At 53.7% G+C, this 17,410-nt stretch carries 17 protein-coding genes and 1 pseudogene; 10 read left to right on the top strand and 8 right to left on the bottom strand.

Annotated features, from left to right (window positions below; translation table 11 throughout):
• The first annotated feature begins 57 nt into the window (after window positions 1-57).
• A complete protein-coding gene (locus SH287x_RS06140) occupies window positions 58-537 on the top strand; it encodes a HEAT repeat domain-containing protein (RefSeq protein ID WP_479517693.1) in 480 nt (159 codons plus the stop codon).
• On the opposite strand, the gene SH287x_RS06135 is transcribed toward SH287x_RS06140, so the two are convergent.
• The 4 genes from SH287x_RS06135 to SH287x_RS06120 are packed head-to-tail and all read right to left on the bottom strand — an operon-like array spanning window position 529 to window position 3,647.
• Complete coding sequence (locus tag SH287x_RS06135; protein WP_479517691.1) at window positions 529-993, bottom strand: hypothetical protein; 465 nt, start codon at window positions 991-993, stop codon at window positions 529-531. The genes SH287x_RS06140 and SH287x_RS06135 overlap by 9 nt on opposite strands.
• A 20-nt stretch (window positions 994-1,013) precedes the next feature.
• Window positions 1,014-1,229: a hypothetical protein gene (locus tag SH287x_RS06130; protein ID WP_479517690.1), complete on the bottom strand. Its 216-nt coding sequence runs from the start codon at window positions 1,227-1,229 to the stop codon at window positions 1,014-1,016.
• Window positions 1,222-2,586 carry a tetratricopeptide repeat protein gene (locus SH287x_RS06125; RefSeq protein WP_479517689.1) on the bottom strand — a complete coding sequence of 455 codons (1,365 nt, stop codon included), beginning with the start codon at window positions 2,584-2,586 and terminating at the stop codon, window positions 1,222-1,224. The genes SH287x_RS06130 and SH287x_RS06125 overlap by 8 nt, the downstream gene beginning before the upstream one ends.
• A 50-nt stretch (window positions 2,587-2,636) precedes the next feature.
• Window positions 2,637-3,647: a PDZ domain-containing protein gene (locus tag SH287x_RS06120; protein WP_479517688.1), complete on the bottom strand. Its 1,011-nt coding sequence runs from the start codon at window positions 3,645-3,647 to the stop codon at window positions 2,637-2,639.
• Between the two features lie 227 nt (window positions 3,648-3,874).
• On the opposite strand from SH287x_RS06120, the gene SH287x_RS06115 reads away from it, so the two are divergent.
• Both SH287x_RS06115 and SH287x_RS06110 read left to right on the top strand, forming a co-directional pair.
• Window positions 3,875-4,462, top strand: coding sequence for an RNA polymerase sigma factor (locus SH287x_RS06115; protein WP_479517686.1), 588 nt, complete (start codon window positions 3,875-3,877; stop codon window positions 4,460-4,462).
• On the top strand, window positions 4,455-6,182 hold the full coding sequence (locus SH287x_RS06110; RefSeq protein WP_479517685.1) for a protein kinase domain-containing protein: 1,728 nt from the start codon (window positions 4,455-4,457) through the stop codon (window positions 6,180-6,182). Before SH287x_RS06115 ends, SH287x_RS06110 begins: the two co-directional genes overlap by 8 nt.
• 676 nt (window positions 6,183-6,858) lie before the next feature.
• On the opposite strand, the pseudogene SH287x_RS06105 reads toward SH287x_RS06110, so the two are convergent.
• A pseudogene (locus tag SH287x_RS06105) lies at window positions 6,859-7,023 on the bottom strand (IS4/Tn5 family transposase DNA-binding protein); the annotation flags it as partial.
• Window positions 7,024-7,371: 348 nt separating this feature from the next.
• Here SH287x_RS06105 and SH287x_RS06100 point away from each other — a divergent pair.
• Genes SH287x_RS06100 through SH287x_RS06090 form a run of 3 tightly spaced genes read left to right on the top strand, consistent with a single transcriptional unit; the run spans window position 7,372 to window position 9,285 of the window.
• A complete protein-coding gene (locus SH287x_RS06100) occupies window positions 7,372-8,703 on the top strand; it encodes an APC family permease (protein WP_479517684.1) in 1,332 nt (443 codons plus the stop codon).
• A 4-nt stretch (window positions 8,704-8,707) separates the two neighbouring features.
• Complete coding sequence (locus SH287x_RS06095) at window positions 8,708-9,142, top strand: DoxX family protein (protein ID WP_479517683.1); 435 nt, start codon at window positions 8,708-8,710, stop codon at window positions 9,140-9,142.
• The gene (locus tag SH287x_RS06090) at window positions 9,139-9,285 is read left to right on the top strand and encodes a hypothetical protein (protein WP_479517682.1); all 147 of its coding nucleotides are present in this window, start codon (window positions 9,139-9,141) and stop codon (window positions 9,283-9,285) included. The genes SH287x_RS06095 and SH287x_RS06090 overlap by 4 nt, the downstream gene beginning before the upstream one ends.
• A 211-nt stretch (window positions 9,286-9,496) precedes the next feature.
• Here the strand turns inward: SH287x_RS06090 and ndk are convergent, their stop codons facing one another.
• The 3 genes from ndk to SH287x_RS06075 all read right to left on the bottom strand — a co-directional run bounded on the left by ndk (window position 9,497) and on the right by SH287x_RS06075 (window position 11,854).
• Window positions 9,497-9,961: a nucleoside-diphosphate kinase gene (ndk, locus tag SH287x_RS06085; protein ID WP_479517680.1), complete on the bottom strand. Its 465-nt coding sequence runs from the start codon at window positions 9,959-9,961 to the stop codon at window positions 9,497-9,499.
• Window positions 9,962-10,059: 98 nt separating this feature from the next.
• Window positions 10,060-11,235, bottom strand: coding sequence for a glutamine-hydrolyzing carbamoyl-phosphate synthase small subunit (carA, locus tag SH287x_RS06080; RefSeq protein WP_479517679.1), 1,176 nt, complete (start codon window positions 11,233-11,235; stop codon window positions 10,060-10,062).
• A gap of 223 nt (window positions 11,236-11,458) precedes the next feature.
• The gene (locus SH287x_RS06075; protein WP_479517677.1) at window positions 11,459-11,854 is read right to left on the bottom strand and encodes an ArsR/SmtB family transcription factor; all 396 of its coding nucleotides are present in this window, start codon (window positions 11,852-11,854) and stop codon (window positions 11,459-11,461) included.
• Window positions 11,855-12,696: 842 nt separating this feature from the next.
• Here SH287x_RS06075 and SH287x_RS06070 point away from each other — a divergent pair.
• The 4 genes from SH287x_RS06070 (at window position 12,697) to SH287x_RS06055 (ending at window position 17,341) form a co-directional block, all read left to right on the top strand.
• Window positions 12,697-13,467, top strand: a complete 771-nt coding sequence (locus SH287x_RS06070) for an SDR family NAD(P)-dependent oxidoreductase (RefSeq protein ID WP_479517675.1) — start codon at window positions 12,697-12,699, stop codon at window positions 13,465-13,467.
• Window positions 13,468-13,601: 134 nt separating this feature from the next.
• Window positions 13,602-15,119: a DUF6513 domain-containing protein gene (locus SH287x_RS06065; RefSeq protein WP_479517674.1), complete on the top strand. Its 1,518-nt coding sequence runs from the start codon at window positions 13,602-13,604 to the stop codon at window positions 15,117-15,119.
• Window positions 15,116-16,537, top strand: a complete 1,422-nt coding sequence (locus tag SH287x_RS06060) for an anthranilate synthase component I family protein (protein WP_479517672.1) — start codon at window positions 15,116-15,118, stop codon at window positions 16,535-16,537. The genes SH287x_RS06065 and SH287x_RS06060 overlap by 4 nt, the downstream gene beginning before the upstream one ends.
• A 126-nt stretch (window positions 16,538-16,663) precedes the next feature.
• Window positions 16,664-17,341 (top strand): anthranilate synthase component II, encoded by a 678-nt coding sequence (locus SH287x_RS06055; RefSeq protein WP_479517671.1) that lies wholly within the window; start codon window positions 16,664-16,666, stop codon window positions 17,339-17,341.
• The last annotated feature ends 69 nt before the right edge of the window (window positions 17,342-17,410 follow it).

Raw genomic sequence — 17,410 nt, 5'->3', positions numbered from 1 at the left:
GTCGGTTGAGCCATTGGCAGGCGGACCCTCGCTCAGAAGAACGAGGAGACAATCAACATGACCGCAGAACACAAAGAATTCCGGCAGCAGCTTCCGGTACTGCTGCGATTGCTCGCCAACCCAACAACGCCGCACACCACTCTCGAACTTTGTTGCCGCATCAGGTCGTTCGGTTGGGAAGAATGTGAGCCGACACTCATGACAGAACTCGAAACCGGTGCAGGCGAAGTGAAGCGGCTGGTACTCGGCGTCATCAGAGTGGAAGCTGAGCAGATGGGAATCGAGTCGGTGCAGTCATTCGTGCCGCAGGTCGTTTCGTTGCTTAAAGACGAAGATCGACTTGTCCGAATGACAGCCATTCATACGGTCGAGAGCTTGCTCGTCTTCGATGAAAATGTGGTCGCTGCACTTCGTCACATCATCGCCAACGACGAGCCACTCTTGGCACGTCAAGCCTTGGTGACGCTACTGGAACTTGACCTCGATCACACGGTCATACAGGAGATCGCCGTTCAGTTTCGTGATGGGTCACATTGAATCCACATGCTGCCATTTCGCTCCGTCCCACTTCCACCATTGGTTGTTGTGCCAGTGAGCGTTGCAGTTGGGGCAAACGGATTTCACGTTCCGCTGTATGCACACCGGTTCCCAGCATTCAGGACAAAGCTTGTCCGTCTGGTTCCCTTGATTCGGCTCATGCCCGTACATGCGAACTGTGTCGCTATCGTTGTTCAGCGGAGTTCCCAGACTGTTGTAAAACGGATCAATCCCCCGTTCCTGCAACTGCTGATACCCTTTTGGATCGAAGAACCAGACGAACGTGTTGGTGAAGAGCCGTGAGCCGTGCCAAAACAAGAACAGTGTGATGCCAAAACCGAGGAGCAGCGGCAGGGCGAACGGAGCGAGCAGGATCGCAGCGATGATTCCTACTGGCGAACACATCAGAAAAAAGCGTAGTTGGATCAACCACGGCGGAGTGCGGTCGTCGGGCAAATGCGTCTCCTTCTATTGGGTCAGAAAGGAATGTCGTCTTGGTCCGATTCATCTGGCGGATCGAGCGGCATGTCAAGGATGAAGCCAACGCAGTTGCAAACTTTGCAACGATCCGCCCAATGTGTTTCGCCGTCGTATCCCCACAGCACACCGTTGCCCTCACATTCCGGGCAGATGCCGATAACTCGGCGACCGAGGATTTGCGAAGGAATGGATCGGTCGGCGGCGTCACTCATCTCGATCAGCCTCCAAGAGTCCGCCGAGATGACTTGCTGCTTCTTCAGCCTTGGTCGAACGAAAACCGCTCTTCACCAGTGATCCGTCGAGCAGTTCCGTGAGGAAGGATTGGCACAGACGCTCAAGCCCTGAACGCTCATCTGGCACTGCTTTTGAAATCTGGCTCGCCAATCCAGCGAACGGCGTTCCTTCAACCTCGGAAGCATTCGAGCGGTGGAGCAGTTGCAGACACGCCAAGGCACGGATTTCATTTTGATGCGAGTCAGACCATTCTTGGCAGAGAGCCAAGTCAGTCAGGACAAGATCGCCTCGTGTGAGTCTGACTCTTAACGCCGCACGAAAAAGTCGAGCTTCGGGGAATGGAACCGGCTTGAAATCCTGATAGACCTCGAATTGCACGTCTTCGAGCGGCTCACCGATTTTGACGCACAAGTCGGCGGCATCCATCGCCTTTTGGAAATCGCCGATGGCTGCATGTGAAATCGCCAATCGCAAGAGGAACGCATCGCAGCCACGATCCAGCGTCCCGGTCGGAAGGAAGTCGCCGTAGGAGTCGATGTTTCCAGCCTCAGCGATGGCATGACGCCACTCAAATCCATCGTTCCCGCCGAGCATATACATCTCGACCAGCCGCACGAAAGCAGCGGTCACTGGCGACGAGCCTTCGTCTGGCTGATGACGCAGTTCCACGAAGCACCGTTGCAAGAAGGCAGCAGCTTTGGCGTAGTCTCCTGCATCGAAGTACAACCATCCAATCCAACCGAGGAGCCGTGTGACATCGGCTTGACTCGGATATTCCCACCAAAACTCCGCCGATGGACTCACCAATGCTGCGGCAAGTGAATCAGCAGCGTTCTTGGGGTCGCCGCTCAGGTAATACGCTAAGGCAAGACGATCCAGAGCAACCCCGATCAGGTCGATCTCCTTCTGGTTCTCGCCGCACAGGGGAATGCGTGGGTCTGACAACATTCCGTTGTAAAACCCGTTCAGATCAAACCCGAACGTCGCCCACCATTCCTTGTTCAAGTCGGGAAGTTCGATCTCCTCGTCGCCGACCATCAGCCGGAAGCACGGTCGATTTGAGGACTTCAAAAAGGCAGTGAAGTGATCGATTACCTCAACGCTGACGTTTGCCTCCGCATCGGGCAGAGCAGCCTTGACGGGAAAACCGTCGCCCCAGAATTTGCCGCCGTAGTGGAATCCCAACAGAAAATGTGCTGCGGGGAACCATTCGGTTCGTTCGCCCGGTTTGAGGCTACCGAGTAGCCCTTCCAACTTTGCTGCGGACTCTTCCGTCAGCCGTCCGCCGTCGCTGGCTGCGATCTCCAAAAACAGTTCTTGGGATGATTTCGTCACGTGGCGGCGTCCTGATCGGGGATGGCAAGGAATTCACAAGTTGTCAATGCTCACTCACTCTTGATGGTGATGACTTGCTTCCTACCAGCCCGCTCGATCTCAAGTGTCGCCGTGTCGCCAAGCACGGTATTGCTGAGTAGTTTCGTCGCCTCCTCGATACTGGTCGGCTTCTCGTTGTTGACCGAAACGATCACGTCGCCGGTTTGAATGCCCGCCTGTTCTGCCAGACTTCCCTTGACGACCTGCTTGGCGAAGACCACGCCTCGCCGTTCGTCAAATCCCACGCCGTACAACGGCGTGATTTTCCCTTCGATCAGGAGACCGGCGATTTCCTGAACTGAATGCTGAAGGCTCTTCCCCTTGAGCGATAGGAAGCACGGCGTCTCGATCTTTGCGTTTGGTAGTGGAAGTCGGAAGGTTTTGCTGACACCCTTGTCGAGCTTGAATTCGAAGGGATCGATCAACTGAATGCGGTCCTGCTGACCGTTTGGTTTCGTCTCGATCCAGAAAGCTGCCAGCTTCGCCGACGACTTGTCACTCCTGTTGAGCGAGAACAGGTTGATGTGCAGGGAATCTTCAAGCGTCCCCAAGCCGATTGCCGTTAGCAGCACCGTGTCGTCTGTGAGTGGATAGCGGTCGTAGATGACCGTAAATGGCGGCTTGAAACGGTAGGCGTAGGTGACGAGTGCGTCGTCCTCCCTCGTCGATGTCAGCGTCAATGCTTTGAATCGCTGATCGAATCGAGCGTTCTGCGGCTTTCCCAAAACCTCCGTGAACAGTACGTCGAACTCGTCCGGGTTGGAGAAATCGTGGACGAGACGGACCAAACCCTTCTTGTTATTGAGGATCGTCGTCTTCGGCAGTCGGGATGACTTAACCGCCTCACCAGTGAACTCGGTCGCCTTGTCCAGCGGATCACCGGTGGACTCGACGCTGACTGTGCAGTTGCCGAATTCATCCATCGCCAGCTTCATGCGAATCATCTCGTCGGCGTGTACGACCGTGCCGACCTGAGTCAAAAGGACGACGGCTGCAAACAGCCCGAAGGCGGGGAACCTCATTTGGTTTCTCCTCGTGGTGATCCGGTGATTTTTCCGTGGGCTGCGACGAGACAAGCCCCTCCCATGTGAAGGCGAGTGCCGAAGCTCAAGTAGCTCAGCCTTCACACAAAGCTCACATTTCTGGTCCCTCGTGAGCTACTCGCCGTTCGGCACCCGCTTCAGGAAATAGGCGGACCAACAACCACTCCTCAGACCGCCCTCATTGGGAACGTCCACGGGAGAGGAAGTTGGGACACACCACCGATTTACAGAATGAACTGAAGCGGCTCTCGGCAGGGTGCCTCGATAGCCGTCGCACGATCTTGGAAAAGACCTGCGAACGTCTGCGACTGATGGCGAGCCGGATGCTCAAGCGGTTTCCCGGCGTCGGAAGATGGAGCGAAACGGATGACATTCTGCAAAACGCACTGCTGCGACTTCACCGATCACTGCATGTCGTCCGACCGGAATCGGCACGGAAGTATTACGGATTTGCCGCAGTCCAGATCAGGCGAGAACTCATCGATCTGGCACGCAGCTACGCCGGACCGCAAGGACTCGGAACGAAGCATGACAGCGATGGCGGCGAAGCCGCAGAACAGCAACCCGACGAGCGAGACGAGCCAGCATCTTTGGCGGCTTGGTCCGCTTTCCACGAAACGGTTGAACAACTGCCCGACCCCGAACAGGAAGTCTTCGGACTGCTGTATTACGACGGATTGTGCCAGAGCGATGCGGCACAAGTCTTGGGCGTCAGTCTCGCAACACTGAAACGTCGCTGGCAATCGGCTCGATTGCTGTTGAAGGAAATGCACGGTGGAGAATTCCTTGACTGACGACGAAAAAGACCTGCTCGCCGACCTGCTGGTGAAGTGGGAAGAGGCGTTTGATGAAGGGAAGGACATCCCAGCGGCGGAACTCTGCACCGACTGCCCACATCTGACCACCGAGTTACAGACCAAGATCGAAGGGTTGAAGGCGACTTCGTGGGTGAAACGAGACCCAGCACGTCCACTGACCGGTCGTCGAGAAGCGGATTCCAAGGACTTCAGTGGTACGGTGCTGGCAAACCGATACCGACTCGACGAACTCTTGGGGCGTGGCGGTTATGGTCAGGTCTACAAGGGATATGACATTAAACTTGAACGGCAGGTCGCCGTGAAGATCGGACATGCCCGCACGTCCAGCGATCTGCTTCTGGACGAGGCTCGACGTGTTGCTCGACTCAAACACTCCTGCATCGTCGCCGTGCATGATTGTGGAGAACATGACGGGAGGATGTTTCTCGTGTTCGAGTTGATCGAGGGAAAGAGCCTTGCCGACGTGATTCGAGACAAAAAACTCCCCGTCCGTGACGCCGTGACTCTTGTCGCTACGGTCGCCGAAGGGCTTCACTACGCTCATCAGCAAGGTTGCCTCCATCGAGACATCAAGCCCGAAAACATCCTCATCAATGCCGAGGGAAAACCTCTGATTGCCGATTTCGGAGTCGCCTGCACCCTCGAAGAGATCGAGAAGGGGCGGTCAGTGTCGAGTGGCACGTTGGCGTACATGGCTCCCGAACAGATTGCTCAAGAGACGCAACTTCTCGATGGTCGCTGCGATGTTCACGCCCTTGGAGTGCTGTTGTTCGAGCTTTTGACTGGACGTTCGCCGTTTCAGGCTCGAACCCAAGCGGCTTTGCGGGAACAGATTCTTTTCAGACAACCAACGATGCTGCGTACCGCAGACTCGTCACTCCCGAAGGAACTCGAAGCGATTTGCTCGAAGGCGATGGCAAAGCATCCTGCCGACCGACACGAGTCCGCAGCAGTCCTTGCGACTGAGCTTCGGGACTGGCTCGAAGAGTCGAAGAAGCGGCGGCTGACGATGTGGATCATCGCAGCCCTCGTGGTGCTGGGAATGCTCGTCGCTGGTGTGGTGATAGCATTGGGCAGCGGTCAGGACGAAGGTGATTCCTTCATCCAAAACGGAATCATGCACTTCGACGGTCGCACGAGGATCGTCACTGAGATCGAGCGGACGCTGCCCTGCACAACGGAGGCATGGATTAAACCGGAAGAGTACACCGGTGAGAACTGTCAGTTCGTGATCGGGAGCGATGTTCCCGGCAAATGCGGTTTGGGAATCGCCATCTGCGGCTCGCAGCTTTCCGCCGAGTACATCGATGACATGATCAACTCGCCCGCATCGGTCGTTCCGGGTGAATGGTCGCACGTGTGCGGCGTCTATACCGAATCCGAGACTCGGCTCTATCTCAATGGAAAACTGGTCGCCACGGGACCGGGGTCAGGAGAAGGCGTTCCCGCCAAGTTCGTCATTGGGAACGTAGGCGAGGACAACCTGTTGTACTTCTACCGGGGACAAGTCCGAGCCGTTCGGGTTTCGAAGGGCGAGCGTTACAACGGCGACAGGTTCGATCCACCCGCAGATTTGGACAGTGACGAAACGACGCTGTTGGTGATCTCCGATCCTCGGCTCGATGGGAATTCGGTAGGGACTGCGAGCGGAGTAGTTTTGGGCAGTTTTGAGAGGCTACCGACTGAAGCCCGTTGAGTCCGTCGCCATCACTTTGTTTGGCAAACCTTCGAGCGAGTACAAGCGATTGTGCTCCGAAATCGCCAGACGGTGTCTGGCGATTTCTGTCTCTCAGATTTCCTGTGCGATTTCCCAGTAGGTGGCGGTCATGATTGAGTTGATGTCGAACCTTGGAATTTTGCAGACGGTGTCTGCAAAATTCTCGAACCACGGGTTCGAGGCACTGAGCCTCCATCGGGATTCTGCGAAATGGTGTTTTCTGATAATTCGCCGCTGTTTTTCTGATAAGCGGCATTTTTGACAGTGTGCGGTTTGTGTGCTTATTGACGTAAGTGATTTCGGAATAGACTGTTAGCGTCAGTGTGCGAAAGGTGTCCGATTTCGAATGTGTAAGCCCCCCGCCTCCACTTTGATGAACAAGAGGCCCTTCGATGAGCACATCGAAGGGCTTTCTTATTTCTGGGCATAGTGTTCCTTTCCTGCTCCACCACCCCCAGGCAGAGGCGGTCGGGGGTGACTGCCAGCGAGATATGATCGTAGCCACCGAATCGTGTGACCTGATCCAGGCAACGAGCGTCGTGCGGAGAGTGTGAGGTGAAGTCAAGTTCAGGGTGTCTTGAACAATCAGCACGACAGGTTGCCGCCGCATCCGCTCGCGCGGGGCTAAGATTTTTTCTGGCGAGACCTGTGGATTGTCGAATAAGCGATAGGCCCCTTGTGTTTCGGCCCAACCCTGGCAAGCGGAATTAATACTGGCTTGCGGCTTGGCTGCAAGGGTTTGCAGAACTTTAAGACTTCGCTGATTCAACCGTTGATCCCCCAAGTCGATCCCATGCAACTCGGCTGCAATGTCGGTCATCGTCCCTGCGCCCATGATGCCTGCTCCCTGCCAATTTGACAGATCAAAATCTGTTAAATTGCCTGGCGCAAATCTCGTGCCGTAGGTAAATAAATTTCCGAAAAGATGTGTGTAATAGACAGCTCAGAACCACAAGCATGGCACGCAACTCGCCGTGGATTTCTGGAAAGCGTATCATCGCTGACTTCGGTGTCGTCTGCATCCACCAGCAGTCCCTGCCAAATCGGGCCACTCGATTGACCGCACTCGCTTTCATGGAAATATAGTTTTGTGGCCATGGTAGGATTGAATACTCGCTTGATGATTGGCGACTATTTTTTTTAAAGCGGCAACAACGGATTCAGTATTGTGCAAGCCCATTTACAGCGTGAAGTCGGCGTCTTTGGGGCGTTGATGATGGGACTTGGTTCTATCGTCGGCACGGGCGTTTTTGTCAGCATCGGGATTGCTGCGGGAGTCACTGGCCCTTCAGTTGTGTTGGCTATTGTGGTCGCTGCATTAGTGGCGACTTTCAACGGTTTGAGCAGTGCCCAACTGGCCGCCAATCATCCCGTGAGTGGTGGCACCTACGAATATGGTTATCGTTGGCTGCATCCCTCTCTTGGCTTCACCGCAGGTTGGATGTTTCTCTGTGCCAAGAGTGCTTCTGCAGCAACAGCCGCCCTGGGGTTTGCCGGGTATGCTCTGAACTTGTTGGAGTCGCAGCAGACAACTTGGAAAGTGCCACTTGCCGCGACCATTGTCGTCGTGATGACCATGCTTGTTTTGACCGGTATCCGGCAATCTAACCGCACAAATATCGCGATCGTTTCCGTGACACTGATCTCACTGGTTTGCTTTGTGGTCGCAGGGCTTCCGACTCTGTGGAAAAATGGTTTCGCCCACCTGGAGCCGTTCTTCTTGCCCGGTGAGTCCCGCCTGCCGGTGAGTGGTTTTCTCGAAGCCTGTGCCTTGATGTTTGTGGCGTTTACCGGCTACGGCAGGATTGCCACGTTGGGTGAGGAAGTTGTTGATCCCAAAACGACAATTCCCAAGGCGATTATCATCACCCTGATCGCGTCATCCTTGCTGTATATCGCTGTGGGATTGATTGGAGTTGCCGCTGTTGGATCAGAAGCAATCGCAGCAATGACCACTCAGCAGGCGGCACCGCTGGAAGTTGTCGCCAGATTGTTTCAGATACCGTATGTCCCACACTTTGTCGCCATCGGTGCAATGACGGCGATGTTGGGCGTGCTTTTGAATTTGATTCTGGGACTCTCCCGTGTCCTGCTGGCAATGGGGAGGCGGGGAGACATGCCAAGCCGTTTCGCCAAGATCAGTGGGTCGAACTCAACGCCGACCGCTGCCGTGATAGGTGTCGGGATCCTGATCACTTTGCTGACTCTGATCGGAAACATGAAAACAACGTGGTCGTTCAGTGCCTTCACTGTGCTTGTGTACTATGCTCTGACGAACCTTGCTGCCATTCGCTTGAACGAGAACGAGCGCCTCTATCCAAAAGTGATTCCGTGGTTCGGACTATTCACCTGTCTGTCGCTGGCGTTCTGGGTGGAGCCTCACATCTGGATGATCGGCTTGGGGTTCATCATGGGAGGATTGGTTCTCCAAGTGGCGATTCACCGCTTGTCCAGCTTTTGGGCACCAGTCTCGCCTGACCCGACCAAGGAACACCTCTGATGAATTGGCGTCAAAAAATCGCTGTGACCCATGTTCCTGCATCGGTCGTGCTGATTCGGCTCATGGTCGGACTGGTGTTCTCTCGGAAGGCATCCAGAAGTTTCTGTCTCCTGATGCGAATGGTGTCGGGCGATTTGCGAAGATCGGCTTCCCGGAACCGGAGTTCCTGGCGTATTTCGTTGCCAGCTTCGAGATCGTTTCCGGTGTGCTCATCGTGCTCGGCCTGCTGACACGATTGGCTGTTCTGCCGACGATCACCATTATGCTCGTCGCCCTTGCTACTACGAAATTTCCCATTTTGATGGAAAAGGGCTTCTGGCAGATGGCGCACGACGCTCGCACCGATTTCTCGATGCTCATGGGGTCGGTCTATCTGTTAATCGTCGGTGCTGGTCGCTGGTCAGTGGATCAACGAATCGGCAGAAAGGATGAATCGTGAAGGGACGACAGAGCGGGATCTCTGATGAAGACGACTGGAACTCGTTCTTCGATCCGGCGTGTATCCTGTCGAATCTCGGTTGCGACAAACAGTGCGGCGATGTCGTCGAGTTCATCTGCGCAGGTGTGTCACAGGAAGCCTGAAGACAGGCAACCTGTGACACACCAATCCGTTACTTAGCAACACCAGAAGTAGTTCCGCAGTGACTCATACCTGAAGAGATCCATCACGCCGGTAGCTCCTGGCATTAAAAACCTGAAGCCATCAAGGATCAATGACAGAAGTGTGAAGTAGAGACTCATCTATCAAGCGGGAGGACACCACAACTTGTATAGATAGCGAAATCGACGCTCGCTATTCATCGCCAGCCGAAAGCCACGGGGCCAGAGGCTCAGTCGCATCAACGATTTCATTGGCTTGGAAATAAATGGCGATCTCTTTTGCCGCGGCTTCCGGGCCATCACTCCCATGAACAAGGTTCATCTGACGACTGGTGCCGTAATCGCCACGAATTGTTCCTGGGGCCGCATCACGACCATTGGTTGGCCCCATCATACCGCGTACCACGCTAATGGCTGACTTTCCTTCGAGAACCAGCGCAACCGTAGGCCCCGCGGTAACAAAGCTTTCCAGCAAGGGATAAAACGGTTTCTGAACGTGTTCCGCGTAGTGCTTCTTTGAAAGTTCAGGAGTAATCTGGAGCAACTTCAGAGCTGCAATACGCAACCCCTTCTGCTCAAAACGGGTCAGGATCGGGCCGGCAAGACGACGGGCAACGGCATCCGGCTTCAGAAGAACAAGAGTACGTTCGGTCGGCATGTTTCTATAATTCCAGTGAGTTTCAATAAATTTAATGGTCGAGAAAACTTACGGTATTGAACCGGATTGTAAAGAGACTCAGAGCTTCGTGCTATTGATTAATGTGTTGCTGCGGGAACAACGTCTCTGGAGGTGGCAGCGTGCTGATCCATTAAGGCACAAAACTCCGCGAACAGGTAAGCACTATCATGTGGGCCTGCCGCTGCTTCAGGATGGTACTGAACGCTGAAGGCAGGGACGTTCTTGAGTTGCATCCCTTCAATGGTCTGATCATTCAAATTGATATGCGTCACTTCAACATTGCCGGGAAGTGTATCCGCGTCGATGGCAAACCCATGGTTTTGCGATGTGATTTCCACCCGGGAGGTTCGCAGATTCAGGACAGGTTGATTGGCTCCACGATGACCAAACTTCAGCTTATAAGTCTTGGCTCCAGCCGCCAGACCCAGTAACTGATGACCAAGGCAGATCCCGAATACGGGAACCTTGCCCAGCAACTGACGAATCGTATCAATCGCGTAAGTCAAGGGTTCTGGATCCCCGGGGCCGTTGGAGAGAAACACACCATCGGGCTTCATCTCAAGTATCGCTTCGGCACCCATGCTACCGGGAACGACCGAGACACGGCAGCCGCTTTCCTTAAGGTGACGCAGGATGTTCCACTTCATCCCATAGTCCACAGCCACAACATGGTAAGCCTCTGGTTTGGCTTCAGCGGGGGGAGCTAAAGTCGCCAGAGGGCCGAGTCGTTCAGACCAGGAAAACGAAGCGGATGGCATGACTTCTTTGACAAGATCCTGCCCAACAATGTTGGGGGCCTTCTGAGCCTTGGCCACCAGCGAAGCAGCATCAAGATCGATTGTGGAGATCACTCCCGTCACGGCTCCCTGTGTCCTCAAGCGTCTGACAAGCGAACGCGTGTCAATTCCCTCAATTCCCATGATGCCAGACTTCTTCAGAAAGTCATCCAGAGAGAGTTCGGAGCGGAAGTTACTGGGAGTCCGGCAAAGCTCACGAACAAGGAATGCCTTGAGTCGTGGCCCCCGACTTTCAGCATCTTCAAAATTAATGCCATAGTTTCCGATGAGTGGGTAAGTCATGGTGACAATCTGGCCGCAATATGATGGGTCGGTCAGGATCTCTCCGTATCCCGTCATACTGGTATTGAAAACGACTTCACCACTGACTTCACCCGTGGCACCGAATGACGAGCCATAGAATACAGACCCATCCGCCAGAGCCAGACAAGCCGACGCTTTCGTCAGTTCGGACATCAGCAAACATCTCACTTTCGCACTAGAGCCGTGTTACGACTTTGTCCTGGAGTTTCATGCGTTGATAACGCCATTCAATGTCGGACGTTACAAACGGTGATATAACAGCGTATCGAAGTGCGCTGCGCAAAAAAAGGAACCGCAGTGTTTCCACTACGGCTCCTCTTTGAACAGTCATCATCGCCACGAATACTGCGTGAGCAGGTCGTGGTCAATCACGGTCTTAGGCATTCTCTTCTTGAGAGAGAACGAAGTTCTTGAAGCGAATGCGATCGCCTTCCCCTTCGCCCATGCTGGCAAAGAGTTCACCCATAATGCGGTGGAAGTGCTTCTGGCGAACGCTGTAGAAGTTGTGCTTACCATCGCGGCGGGCTTCAATCAGGCCAGCGACGCGGAGCAGTGCCAAGTGATGGCTGACCGCTGGCTGGCTTTGGCCAAGCCGCTCACAAAGAGCAGTCACGTGGAGTTCGTGATCCTTCATGAGATACATGAGGATCCGCAGGCGGGTTTCGTCTGCCAGCAACTTGAAGACCTGAACCAGATCTTTTTCAAGTTGATTGGACAGATCAGGGAAGGACGAACCTTTTTCTTCCAAAGGCTCAGCAACGTTCGAAATCATTATGAATCGCTCTCTTGAAAAGGGATCGCAACCGTGACGCCGATCCATTCGGCGAGGAATTTGGTTCGATCCTAAGTTTTAAAATCCAACATCAAGCTGAGTTGATGTTTACTCTTTAACATTTCATCAGAAACAGCGTGCGTGGTGACGTTGACTGTTCCTGCAAACCCACAAAACATCAATTCAATTAACCAATCCGTGAACTCTTCTTTGAAATCGCAGCAGTGATTTAAGAGAAGTTCCCCAAGCATCACCGCACAAGAAAACACTCTCGTTCACCCCTGAATCATAAAGTAGTTCCACCAACCAGCACAGAGAAAACCCTAGGGTCATCATACCGAAACACAGGAAGCCATGGGGACAAACTTTTCACTTTCATCCCTTGGTGACTGCCCAGCATTTGTGCAATCGTTGGCATTCACAGGAAGAAATCAAAAGACAGACTTCTCCAACAGGCCAAAACCTCATCCCTTGATCAACTCTGAAACACCCAGTCACATATTCTCATATGTTCGATGCGTTCTTTGTTGTTCCGTGGCATTTTGCAATGATTTATCGAGTCCGTCAATAACCCTCTTCCTTCTGAATCGATTTCTCCCAAAAGTGATACAACTGTAAATCTCTGGGAGAATTGACGTTAAATCATCTTCATAAACAATCATCAAACCTGTGATCATTTGTTTTCAGCCTGATTTCCGCCTCCCTACCACCAGCAGATTGCGTGCCACACATGTGGACACTCTGGTGCGTCGATATGTTCAGAGAATCTGCGGCATTGCTAAACTCTGCGATCCGGAAGGTCTTCAGCAGCGATTCCCCCGTGTTAACGAGAAAGTAATACAGTGAAAAACCCTAGATTTTGTGATCTTTCCGGCCGCAAAGCCATGGTCACAGGCAGCTCTTCTGGCATTGGGGCGGCCATCGCTAAAGAACTGGCATCAGCGGGTGCTGATGTCTGTTTGCACACTCGGCAGGCAGTCAATGCAATGGAACAAATCCGCACAGAAATCTTGCAGACAGGACGAACATCGCATGCTTTTCAGGCAGACCTGCAAAATCCCGATGCCTGCCTGGGCCTGATCGATCAAGTCTGGAATATCTTCTCTGGTATTGACATCTGGGTGAACAATGCGGGGGTGGATTTGCTCACCACCCCTCAGGCGAAATCGCATTACATCAATAAAATTGATCTTCTCTACGAGGTTGATATCAGAGCAACCTATGTCCTCTCCCGAGAAGTGGCCGTCAGAATGCGTGAGGCAGGCTCGGGATGTATCATCAATATTGGCTGGGATCAGGCCGATCGGGGAATGGAAGGGGAGAGCGGAGAGTTATTCTCGGCAGCCAAAAACGCTATCATGGGTGTAACTCGATCAATGGCTGTGACTTACGCACCTCATGTCCGGCTAAACTGTGTCGCGCCAGGCTGGATTAAAACGGCTTGGGGTGAAACGGCCAGTCCCGCATGGCAAGAACGAGTCATGCGAGAAACCCCTCTCAAACGCTGGGGGCTTCCCGAGGATATTGCACGCACTGTCCGATTTCTGGCCAGCGATGAGGCTTCTTTTATTACCGGACAGGTGATCAATGTGAATGGTGGAGCGATTCGCTAACAACCGTCCGCAATGACCTCTATCATTTTGCTGCCAAGCTGAAACATTTGTGCACATCATGAAAAGTGTATGGTGGGAACCTCACCTGGCTGGGGACGAGTCGCTTGGGTAATGAACCGCAACGAATTCTTTTCGTGACTGGAAAACTGGCCGAGTATTCACTTCGCCAGATTCTGCCCCCGTTGTCTGAGAAGGTCGGCTTTCAGTATGAAATCCAGGTTTTAGGGATCACGGTGGCAGCTCTGATGACCACTCCCTGGATCGCTCGAAAGCTGGCAGACATCCCTCTTCAAACGGAAAGTGCGCCATTCGATCGGGTCATCTTGCCCGGTGCGGTCGCTGGTGATCTGGAACTTTTAATTCAACTGCTGAAGATTCCCGTCGAACGTGGGCCTCGTGATTTGTTTGACCTGCCAGAATTTTTTGGTCAACAGCGGCGACCCCTCCCAGACCTTTCCCTGCATGCCATCGAAATTCTGGCAGAAATCAACCACGCTCCGCGGCTGACCCTTTCAGAAATTCTGGCAATCGCCGAACGGTATCGCTCCGCAGGAGCCGATGTGATCGACGTGGGCTGTCTTCCCGGAGAAACCTGGGAAAGATGCGGTGCCACGGTCCAAGCATTGAGACAAGAAGGGCATCGCGTCTCAATCGACAGCTTTAATCCTGCTGAGGTCATTGCCGCCGTCGAGCAGGGGGCCGAACTGGTTCTCAGTGCCAATGCGACGAACGCCACCTGGGCCGCCGACCTTCCCGCCGAGTTCGTTCTGATTCCTGATCAACCGCGCGAATTGGAAACTCTCACCACCACTCGAGACTTTTTTCATAGCCGGAACCGACCATTTCGCCTTGATCCAATTCTTGAGCCAATCGGTTTTGGATTTGGCGAGTCACTTCATCGCTACCGCCAGACTCGCCAGCAATTTCCCCAAGACAAGATGCTGATGGGGATCGGCAATCTGACGGAAATGACCGAGGTTGATAGCAGCGGCGTCAATTTCCTACTGGCAGCACTCTGTGCCGAGTGGCGTATTGAAAGCGTGCTGGCCACTGAAGTCATCAATTGGGGGCGATCCGCCATTCGGGAATTTGACATCGCTCGCCGGTTGACTCATTACGCCATTCGCGAGCAAAGGGTTCCTAAACACTTGGGGGGAACGCTAGTTCTCTTGCGTGACCCCAAACTCAAGGAACAGGGAGAAGAAGGGCTGGCTCGCTTAAGGCAATATGTGACAGACCCGAATTATCGCATCTTCGCCGAGCGAGGGGAAATTCACCTTTTTAATCGTGACGGATATTGGCACGGAAGCGATCCTTACGAACTCTTTGACCGCATCGTTCAGACAGCAGGCGTCCTGACACCCGAACACTCGTTCTATCTGGGTTACGAACTCTGTAAAGCCAAAACCGCCCTCACACTCGGGAAGCATTATCAGCAGGATCAATCTCTTCGCTGGGGTTTTCTGACTGAAGAAGAGATCAGCGCTGTTGAACGCCGAAAAAAAGAGCGGCAGCATCTTCACTCGTCATCGCATCCCGGCACAGCACCGGTTCCTGATGCACCGGTTCCTGATACGACGATTTCTCCGCAGCCCATAGTGACGCAACCCATAGCAACGTTGCCTCAGAGTGACCAGGAGAACGTGATATGAATGCTCCTCTCGTAATCCCCTTGTCCAGCGATCTGACTCCCGAATTGGCTGCTCAAAAATTCCAACATGTTCCAGGGTTGTGCGTGCTGGATAGTGCCATGCGAAGCTCCCACCTCGGGCGATTTTCGTATGTCATGGCTGATCCATGGCATGGCCAGAGCCAGGATCAAGTTCCTGAACGAACCGATCCTTTTAACGACATCAGTCACCAACTCGCGGCCCTCCCATTTGTCCGCGATCCTCAATTGCCTCCTTTTCAGGGAGGACTCATCGGATGCTTGTCCTATGAAGCGGGCAGGGCCTTTGATCAAATGCCTTCAGCGGCAATCCGGGATGCTTTAGTCCCCGAGTTTGCCATCAGCTGCTTTGATGTTGTGCTGGCGTGGGATCATGAACTGGGGCAGGGGTGGCTGATTTCTCAGGGCTGGCCAGAGTCCCACCCTGAAGCAAGATCTCAGCGAGCCGAAACACGTGCCCAACAATTCCTTGGCTGGCTGAACAACCCGCCAGCGGCTTCAATCCCCTCCTTAAGACAAACGCAGACCACGCCCATAAAAAACAATTGGGCCACACCGACATTTGAAGTCGATGGCCACCCCGGAGTCTGGAGTAATTTTTGCCGTGAGGATTACATTGCCAGCGTCGCACGTGTGATTGAATACATTCGCGCAGGCGACATTTTCCAGGCAAATCTCACTCAAAGGCTACTGATCCAGCAAACGCAGTCTCCTTTTGACATCTGGCAATCTCTTCGACAAAAAAATCCTGCTCCGTTTATGGCCTTCTGGAATCATCCCGACTGGTCATTGATCAGCGCGTCCCCGGAACGATTTCTTAAAGTGGAAAACAGGTTTGTGGAAACCCGCCCGATCAAAGGGACGCGTCGCCGACGACGAGGTGAAGCTGACCTGTTTTTGCGAGACGAACTTCGCGAAAGCCGGAAAGACACCGCTGAGAACGTGATGATCGTCGACCTGCTCCGTAACGATCTCTCGCGCGTCTGCCGCCCGGGGACGGTGAAAGTTCCGTCACTGTGTGAGGTCGAAACTTATCAAACCGTCCAGCATCTGGTCAGTGTTGTCACCGGCGAACTGGCGGAAGGATACGACACCTGGGATGCACTGAGAGCCACGTTCCCCGGCGGTTCCATCACCGGTGCCCCCAAGATTCGCGCGACGGAAATCATTGCAGAACTGGAACCTTGTGTCCGTGGGCCATACACAGGCACCTTATTTTACATGACCCCCGATTTATGGTGCGACAGCAGCATCCTGATCCGCTCATTTGTGGCCTCTGAGGGGTGGTTGCAACTGGGAGTCGGCGGGGGAGTTGTGGTTAACTCTGATCCTGTCGCCGAATATGAAGAAACGCTGACGAAAGCCTCTGGTATGCTGGCCGCCTTGGTATCAGACTCATAATCACCCTGTCATTCCCACGAGACAGAGTCATTCCCATAAGACAGAACCGTTCCATCTTGACCGCAACTCGTTTGACCGTTTTCAGCATCGCCAACACCGCTTTTTTTGAAGGGACATTTTCTAGAGATGCTGCTGGTCATCGATAATTACGACAGCTTTGTACAAAACATCGCCCGCTACCTGGTGGAACTGGGACAGAGCGTCCGTGTGGTTCGTAACGACGAAATCACCATCCCCGAAATTCAACGCCTGAAGCCCGATGCCATTGTCATTTCACCGGGGCCATGCACCCCCAATGAAGCGGGAATCTCACTCGAAGTCATTCATCAACTGACTGGCAAATTTCCCATTTTAGGTATCTGCTTGGGACATCAAGCCATCGGTGCAGCCTTTGGTGGTTCTGTCGTTCGAGCTGTTCAACCGATCCACGGAGAAGCCTCGGAAATCACTCATCAAGGGCATCTCTTGTTTGCGGGAATCCCTCAGACGTTTCTTGCTGCCCGCTATCACTCGCTGATTGTCGAACAGACCACACTCCCCGCCGAACTCGAACCTTTGGCGTGGACGATGGACGGGGCCAGTGAAACTCCCGTGCTCATGGCATTAAGGCATCGCCAATACCCGGTGTTTGGCCTGCAATTTCACCCGGAATCGATTCTCACTCAGGGCGGACACCGCCTGCTGGCAAACTTCCTTAAACTTTGCGGCCTCGAAACATCCGCACTCCCTCAGATGCCCATTCATTCCCCCCATTCCCCTGATGCAGGGCGATCTTTAGCTGGGCCGGCGGCTGTCTTCTGGTAAATCATTTTCCCTCGGAATAGCCCGCAAAGTTTATCTCGCTGTGCCGCTTTCTCCAGACGGAAGACTTTA

The organism is Planctopirus sp. SH287 (genome assembly GCF_056500625.1).
The sequence above is the reverse complement of the archived record's forward strand: the minus strand, read 5'-3'. Positions and strand labels throughout refer to the sequence as shown.

What these genes read in the sequence shown, in the direction of transcription:
- SH287x_RS06055 (WP_479517671.1), top strand. Translation starts at nt 16,664, where the DNA reads ATGCTGCTGGTCATCGATAATTACGACAGCTTTGTACAAAACATCGCC.
- ndk (WP_479517680.1), bottom strand. Translation starts at nt 9,961, where the DNA reads ATGCCGACCGAACGTACTCTTGTTCTTCTGAAGCCGGATGCCGTTGCC.
- SH287x_RS06075 (WP_479517677.1), bottom strand. Translation starts at nt 11,854, where the DNA reads ATGATTTCGAACGTTGCTGAGCCTTTGGAAGAAAAAGGTTCGTCCTTC.
- SH287x_RS06120 (WP_479517688.1), bottom strand. Translation starts at nt 3,647, where the DNA reads ATGAGGTTCCCCGCCTTCGGGCTGTTTGCAGCCGTCGTCCTTTTGACT.
- carA (WP_479517679.1), bottom strand. Translation starts at nt 11,235, where the DNA reads ATGTCCGAACTGACGAAAGCGTCGGCTTGTCTGGCTCTGGCGGATGGG.
- SH287x_RS06130 (WP_479517690.1), bottom strand. Translation starts at nt 1,229, where the DNA reads ATGAGTGACGCCGCCGACCGATCCATTCCTTCGCAAATCCTCGGTCGC.
- SH287x_RS06140 (WP_479517693.1), top strand. Translation starts at nt 58, where the DNA reads ATGACCGCAGAACACAAAGAATTCCGGCAGCAGCTTCCGGTACTGCTG.
- SH287x_RS06060 (WP_479517672.1), top strand. Translation starts at nt 15,116, where the DNA reads ATGAATGCTCCTCTCGTAATCCCCTTGTCCAGCGATCTGACTCCCGAA.